The sequence below is a fragment of the Streptococcus sp. HMSC071H03 genome (assembly GCF_001813035.1).
Taxonomy (GTDB): Bacteria; Bacillota; Bacilli; order Lactobacillales; family Streptococcaceae; genus Streptococcus; species Streptococcus anginosus.
In genome coordinates this window covers 56,937-63,179 of the sequence record NZ_KV811142.1, presented here as the reverse complement: position 1 = coordinate 63,179, position 6,243 = coordinate 56,937, and the positions used below count along the sequence as shown (strand labels likewise).

General features: G+C 39.8%; 6 protein-coding genes. 3 read left to right on the top strand and 3 right to left on the bottom strand.

From position 1 onward, the window contains the following. From HMPREF2887_RS00700 to ftsY, 3 genes are all read left to right on the top strand, one after another. The coding region (locus HMPREF2887_RS00700; protein WP_186821889.1) for an HAD hydrolase family protein at nucleotides 1-485 on the top strand (485 nt) is incomplete at its 5' end. After that, nucleotides 485-1,297: a Cof-type HAD-IIB family hydrolase gene (locus tag HMPREF2887_RS00695; protein ID WP_084740315.1), complete on the top strand. Its 813-nt coding sequence runs from the start codon at nucleotides 485-487 to the stop codon at nucleotides 1,295-1,297. The genes HMPREF2887_RS00700 and HMPREF2887_RS00695, both read left to right, overlap by 1 nt. Before the next feature lie 12 nt (nucleotides 1,298-1,309). After that, complete coding sequence (ftsY, locus tag HMPREF2887_RS00690; protein WP_057489618.1) at nucleotides 1,310-2,797, top strand: signal recognition particle-docking protein FtsY; 1,488 nt, start codon at nucleotides 1,310-1,312, stop codon at nucleotides 2,795-2,797. Between the two features lie 51 nt (nucleotides 2,798-2,848). On the opposite strand, the gene zwf is transcribed toward ftsY, so the two are convergent. The 3 genes from zwf to HMPREF2887_RS00675 all read right to left on the bottom strand — a co-directional run. Further along, nucleotides 2,849-4,336, bottom strand: a complete 1,488-nt coding sequence (zwf, locus tag HMPREF2887_RS00685; RefSeq protein WP_021001538.1) for a glucose-6-phosphate dehydrogenase — start codon at nucleotides 4,334-4,336, stop codon at nucleotides 2,849-2,851. Between the two features lie 47 nt (nucleotides 4,337-4,383). After that, nucleotides 4,384-5,748, bottom strand: a complete 1,365-nt coding sequence (locus tag HMPREF2887_RS00680) for an MFS transporter (RefSeq protein ID WP_021001539.1) — start codon at nucleotides 5,746-5,748, stop codon at nucleotides 4,384-4,386. A 114-nt stretch (nucleotides 5,749-5,862) separates the two neighbouring features. Beyond that, the coding region (locus HMPREF2887_RS00675) for a TIGR03943 family putative permease subunit (protein WP_084740313.1) at nucleotides 5,863-6,243 on the bottom strand (381 nt) is incomplete at its 5' end.

Here is a 6,243-nt window from a genome sequence, read left to right as displayed (position 1 = left end):
CCAGTGAATTGCTTCTAACAGGTAAAAAAGGCTGTTATGTTTTGGAAACAGTTGATCCAGCTTATTTAGCTTTTAGTGCGCATTATAATGAAAATATCCAAAAAGTAGCTCGCTTGGAGGATATTACAGATGAAATTTTCAAATTTACAACCAATTTTTCTGAAGAAACAGTAGCTGCTGGTGAAGCTTGGGTTAATCAACACGTTCCCGGTGTCAAAGCTATGACAACAGGCTATAAGTCAATTGATATTGTCCTAGACTATGTGGACAAGGGTGTTGCCATTGTCGAATTGGCGAAGAAATTAAATCTTGAGATGGATCAGGTCATGACATTTGGTGACAATTTGAATGATCTACACATGATGCAAGTAGCAGGTTATCCCATTGCCCCTGAAAATGCTCGTCCAGAGATTTTGGAAGTAGCCAAAGAGGTCATTGGGCATCATGCGGCGCATTCAGTTATGACGTATATGGAGGGCTTATAATGGCAGATATAAAATTGATTGCCTTAGATTTAGATGGGACTTTACTAACTTCTGAGAAAAAAATTTCTGCTCGAAATTTAGTGGCGCTTAAAGCCGCTAAAGAGCAGGGAATCAAGATTGTTTTGACGACCGGTCGCCCTCTAAAAGCAATGGAACTTTTCTTAAACGAACTAGGCGTAGCTAATCAAGAGGACGAATACACCATTACTTTTAATGGTGGTTTGGTGCAACGTAACACAGGTGAAATTCTTGATAAAACAGTCTTTGCTTATGACGATGTGGCTCGTATTTTTGAGGAAACAGAAAAGTTAGGCTTGCCACTAGATGCGATTTGCGAAGGAACTGTCTACCAAATCCAGTCAGACCATGAATCGCTTTATCAAACTTGCAATCCTGCTTTAACATTTGAGTCGGTTTCATTTGCAGACTTATCTAGCCAACAGACTTATAATAAGTGTGTAACAGCTTATGCACCAGATCCGCTTGATCGTGGTATTGCTCAACTTTCGTCCGATTTATTTGACAAATATGAAATTTTTAAGTCGCGCGATATGCTGTTAGAATGGTCTCCGAAGAATGTCCATAAAGCAAATGGCTTAGAAAAATTGATTGCTCATTTAGGAATTGAACAAAGTCAAGTCATGACTTGCGGAGATGAAGCAAATGACCTGTCTATGATAAAATGGGCAGGACTTGGTGTAGCTATGCAAAATGCAGTAGCAATAGTCAAAGAAGTTGCCAATGTGGTGACGCCGATGACCAATGATGAAGATGCTGTTGCTTGGGCTATAGAAAAATATGCACTGAAATAAAGGAGGAATTGAATGGGCTTATTTGATCGCCTTTTTGGTCGCCAAAAAGAAGAAAAAACAGTTGAAAATATTCCTGAAGAAGCTGTAGAAACAGTATCAGAGGATGATCAAGGAAAGAATCTAGAAAAAGTAGAAACAGCTCCTGTAGAGAATACGCAATCTGAGAATCTAGGTGAACAAACATTCCAAACAGAATTGAAAGAACGTCTTGCTAATGATGAGACACGTCTTGAAACCATTCAAGAAAAAGTAGAAGAAATGGAGCCGGAAACGGCTACTACAGGATCAAGTCTAGAGTTTGCTGAAAATGATTTCCAAGCTCCAGAAAATCATACATTACAGAATGAAATGGGAACTCCACAACCTGACGAGACAGCAGCCTTTTCGCAACATACGACTCATCCAGCTACCACAGATTTACAGGCACGTTTAGCAGAAGCTAGAAGACAGCAGGCAGAACAAGAAAATATGAGGCAGTTGAACGAAGCGAACGCAGGGTCAAGTTCAGCAGAGTCAACTACGGCAGAGAAGACTATTAGCGAACCAATTGAAGCAAGTTCATCTATTCAAAAAGAAACGGTTCAGGAAAAGTATGACCGTAGTCTTAAAAAGACGCGGACAGGTTTTGGAGCGCGGCTTAATGCTTTCTTTGCCAATTTCCGTTCGGTAGATGAGGAATTTTTTGAAGAGTTAGAAGAACTCTTGATTACGAGTGACGTGGGAGTGCAAGTCGCTTCTAATCTGACAGAAGCCTTACGCCAAGAAGCTCGCCTTGAAAATGCCAAAAAGCCAGATGTCCTTCGTCGGGTCATCATTGAAAAGTTAGTAGACATCTATGAGAAAGATGGCCAATTTAACGAAAAAATCAATTTACAAGACGGTTTGACAGTCATGCTTTTTGTTGGTGTAAACGGAGTTGGGAAAACCACTTCGATAGGGAAATTGGCTTATAAATATAAGCAGGCTGGTAAGACAGTTATGTTAGTTGCAGCAGATACTTTTAGGGCAGGAGCTGTTGCTCAGTTGGTGGAATGGGGACGTCGAGTAGATGTTCCTGTTGTGACAGGTCCAGAAAAGAGTGACCCAGCTAGCGTTGTTTATGACGGTATGGAGCGTGCAAAGGCTGAAAATGTGGATATTCTCATGATTGATACAGCCGGACGCTTGCAAAACAAAGATAATCTAATGGCAGAATTAGAAAAAATTGGACGGATTATCAAACGGGTAGATCCAGCTGCGCCGCATGAAACGTTCTTGGCACTAGATGCCTCAACCGGTCAAAATGCCCTTGTTCAAGCTAAGGAATTTTCAAAAATTACGCCAGTAACAGGAATTGTCTTGACGAAAATTGATGGAACAGCGCGTGGTGGTGTCGTTCTTGCAATCCGTCAAGAGCTGGATATTCCAGTTAAACTGATTGGATTCGGAGAAAAAATTGACGATATTGGAGTATTTAACTCTGAAAACTTTATGAAAGGGCTCTTAGAGGGCTTGGTATAAGAAAAAAGACTTGCAAATGAATGAATTGCAAGTCTTTTGTATATATTTACTTTACCCCAATCGTCCTTCTTTGCGATAGGCTTCATCTGGACGCCAGTTCCAATCAGCTTCAAATTGGTTAAGGAGCTCAAAGCTGGCTTCGGGTCCCATAGTGCCTGATTTGTAATGATGAAGTGGAACTTCGTTATTTGCCCATAAGGCTTCAATACGGTCAATCAATTCCCAACTAGAGCGAACTTCGTCCCAGTGGCTAAAATTGGTTGAGTCATTGTTTAGCACATCGTAGATGAGCTTCTCATAAGGTTCTGGTGACGCACCAGAAGCTGTTGCATCTGTACGATAATCAAGTGTCAATGGAGCTAAGTTAAATTGCTCGCCCACTTCTTTGCCATTCATGCTAAGAGAAAATCCTTCAGTTGGTTGAATGTAAATCGTCAGCACATTTGGTTGAAGCGAGGAGCCGAAAATGGATTCCATTTGCTTGAAGACAATGTTGACATGGGTTCCCTTGGTAGTGAGACGTTTTCCAGTACGGAAGAAAAATGGCACCCCGCGAAATCGGTCACTATCTACAAAGAATGCACCAGAAGCAAAGGTTTCTGTGGTAGATTCTGGGGCAACATTTGGTTCACTACGATAGGAAATGTACTTTTTCCCGTCCACTTTGCCAGAAGTGTATTGACCACGAATGAAGAGCTTTTTCAAATCATTATCGGACGGCTTGTGTAAGTGCTTGAAAGCCTTAATTTTTTCAGCACGAATATCATCTTTGGTAAAAGTTTTGGGTTTGTCCATAGCAAGCAAAGACAGGAGTTGAAGTGTGTGATTTTGCACCATATCGCGCAGTGCACCTGAATGGTCGTAATAACCACCACGTTCTTCCACACCTAACTTTTCAGCAAAGGTAATCTGTACATTGTCAATATAATCACGATTCCAGACATTTTCAAAAAGAAGATTGGCAAAGCGAATGGCAAAAATACTTTGAATCATTTCTTTGCCGAGATAATGGTCAATCCGGAAAATCTGCTCTTCGTCAAATGTTGCCAACAAATCGTTGTTCAGTTTGCTAGCAGAAGCTAGGTCTGTGCCAAAAGGTTTTTCTACAATTAAGCGTTCGAACCCTTTCCCGTCTACAATTTGCTCGGATTTGAGATGTTTGGCAATCGTACCAAAAAACTGAGGAGCCATAGACAGGAAGAAAAGTTTGTTATGTTCTGCTTGATATTGCTCGTCAAGGCTGTTTTGTAGCTTCCTTAATTCAATATAATGCTCAGTATCTTGGACATCGTGACTTTGATAATAGAAATGACTAGCAAATTCTTGCGCTTGTTCAGGGCTGTCTGCAAGTTCTGTGATAGACTCGACCACGACAGATTCAAAATATTCCTTGCTCCAAGGTCGGCGAGCTGTACCGATAACGGCAAAATGCTTAGACAGATTGCCAGATTTATACAATCTAAAAAGAGAAGGATAGAGTTTTCTTTTTGCCAAATCTCCACTGGCACCAAAAATTGTAATAATCACTTTTGAAGACATTTTGAACACCTGTTTTCTAATATTTTATTTATTTTATCATAAATTGATTAAAATTTCCGAGTTTTGATAGCTCGAAATAAAGAGTAAAAGAGATAAAAAATAAGGATAACAAGGAAGAAAAGGAGTAGAAAGACAAGATGCACACCGGTCGTTGTATTAGGAGATTGATTAACGATTATAGCAGCGATAGCTGTTCCCAAAGCACCGGCAAATGTTTGAGCCGTTTGAAAGAGTGCTGTAGCATCTGGTGACTTCTCACGACCAATTTGTGAAACAGACAAAGCCATCGTGTTATTGAACGCCATATTGCGCCCAATCGTAAAGAAAATATAAAAGAGAATAATCAGTGGTAATGTTAGGGACTTCGTAAAGAATGCAAAAACGGAGACGGCTAAGAAAAAGAGAAGATTCCCACCATATAGGGAAAGTTTGGGTCCCTTGGTATCATACAATTTTCCCAAGAAAGGTGCCGAAAAAGCTCCTAACATTGTTCCAGGTAGCAGTGCAAAACCAGCAGCAGAAGTAGCCTCGTGTTTTACTAAAACTAAGAAATTAGGAATCAGAAAATTGGCTGATAAATTTGAAAATTGGTAGAGAAAGAAAGGAATAATTCCTAGTAAAATAACTGGATTTTTCAAAATACGAATATCTAAAAAAGGATGCTCTACCGTTAAACTTCGCCAAACGAAAAGGACAAGTGATAATAAAAAGATGATGACAAAAGTCCAATTAAAGCTACCTTCTTCTAAGCTAGAAATGGTCATAATAGAAAAAGTAAGCGAGAGGGCAAGGAGTAAGAAAGAAATCCATTCAAAAGGGCGTTTCTTTCTATTGGGAGTATTTTCTAAAAAGAAAAATCCTAAAATGAAAGAGATGATCGGAATCGGCATGATGAATGTGTAAATCATATGCCAATCAAACAAACTAATCATAAAGCCGCCATAAGTGGGACCAATCGCAGGAGCTAGGCTTATAACGAGTCCAGACAGTCCCATGTAAAATCCGATTTGATTGCGCGGAATACGTTCTACGATAAGATTAAACATAAGTGGCGTGGCAATTCCAGTTGCAGAACCTTGCAAAATGCGGCCTAGCATGAGTAGGGCGAAATTTGGCGCAAGCATCGCTACACCGTTTCCTACTGTAAAAATAGCTAGGCTGGTAAAGAGAATTCTACGTTCAGACCAATTGTGTGCTAGAGTGGCTCCAAGTGTAATCGTGATGGCGACAGCTAGCAGATAACCTGTCGTAATCCATTGCAATGTGCCAAGGTCTGTATGAAAAACTTTCATAAGGTGCGGAAAGGTGACATTCATACTGGTTTCAGACAGAATTCCAGCAAAAGCAATGAGTGCTGTAGCGAGAATAGAGAGCAAGGTTTTCCTTGAAACGGGTTGGTTTTGATGTGACATAATACCTCCTAAAAATATAAATTTCTCTTATTTTATCATAATTACTTATAAAAGAGCATAATAGGAGACCTAGAGAAATACTTCTCAGGTCTTCTTTTGCTTATTTAATGTTGTTTAAAATACGCGGTAAACATAAGGATTGCTAGGTTTTTCAACTTTCTTGAAACTATCCACTTCAAGCGTTGGCAAGCTTTGTCCTAGTTGCTTATGGTAGCGAATAGTGATTTTTCCACTCGCTCTTATCCAAGTATTATTTTCAAAATGCTCTGTATTACCAGTTGTCAGAAGTCCATAAACCCCTGAATCTGCGATACAGTGGATAATACCGAAACGGAAAAGAAACTGGCTGTTTTTATCACTTGGGTCGTTGTAGACAAAGCCAGTAAATTCTAACCGTTTCCCTGCAAATTCATCTGGATAATCATAGAGGACTTCCATGACTTCCATATAATTTTCCGTCGTAACGGAGATGACATCTTTTTTTAGATATTTTTT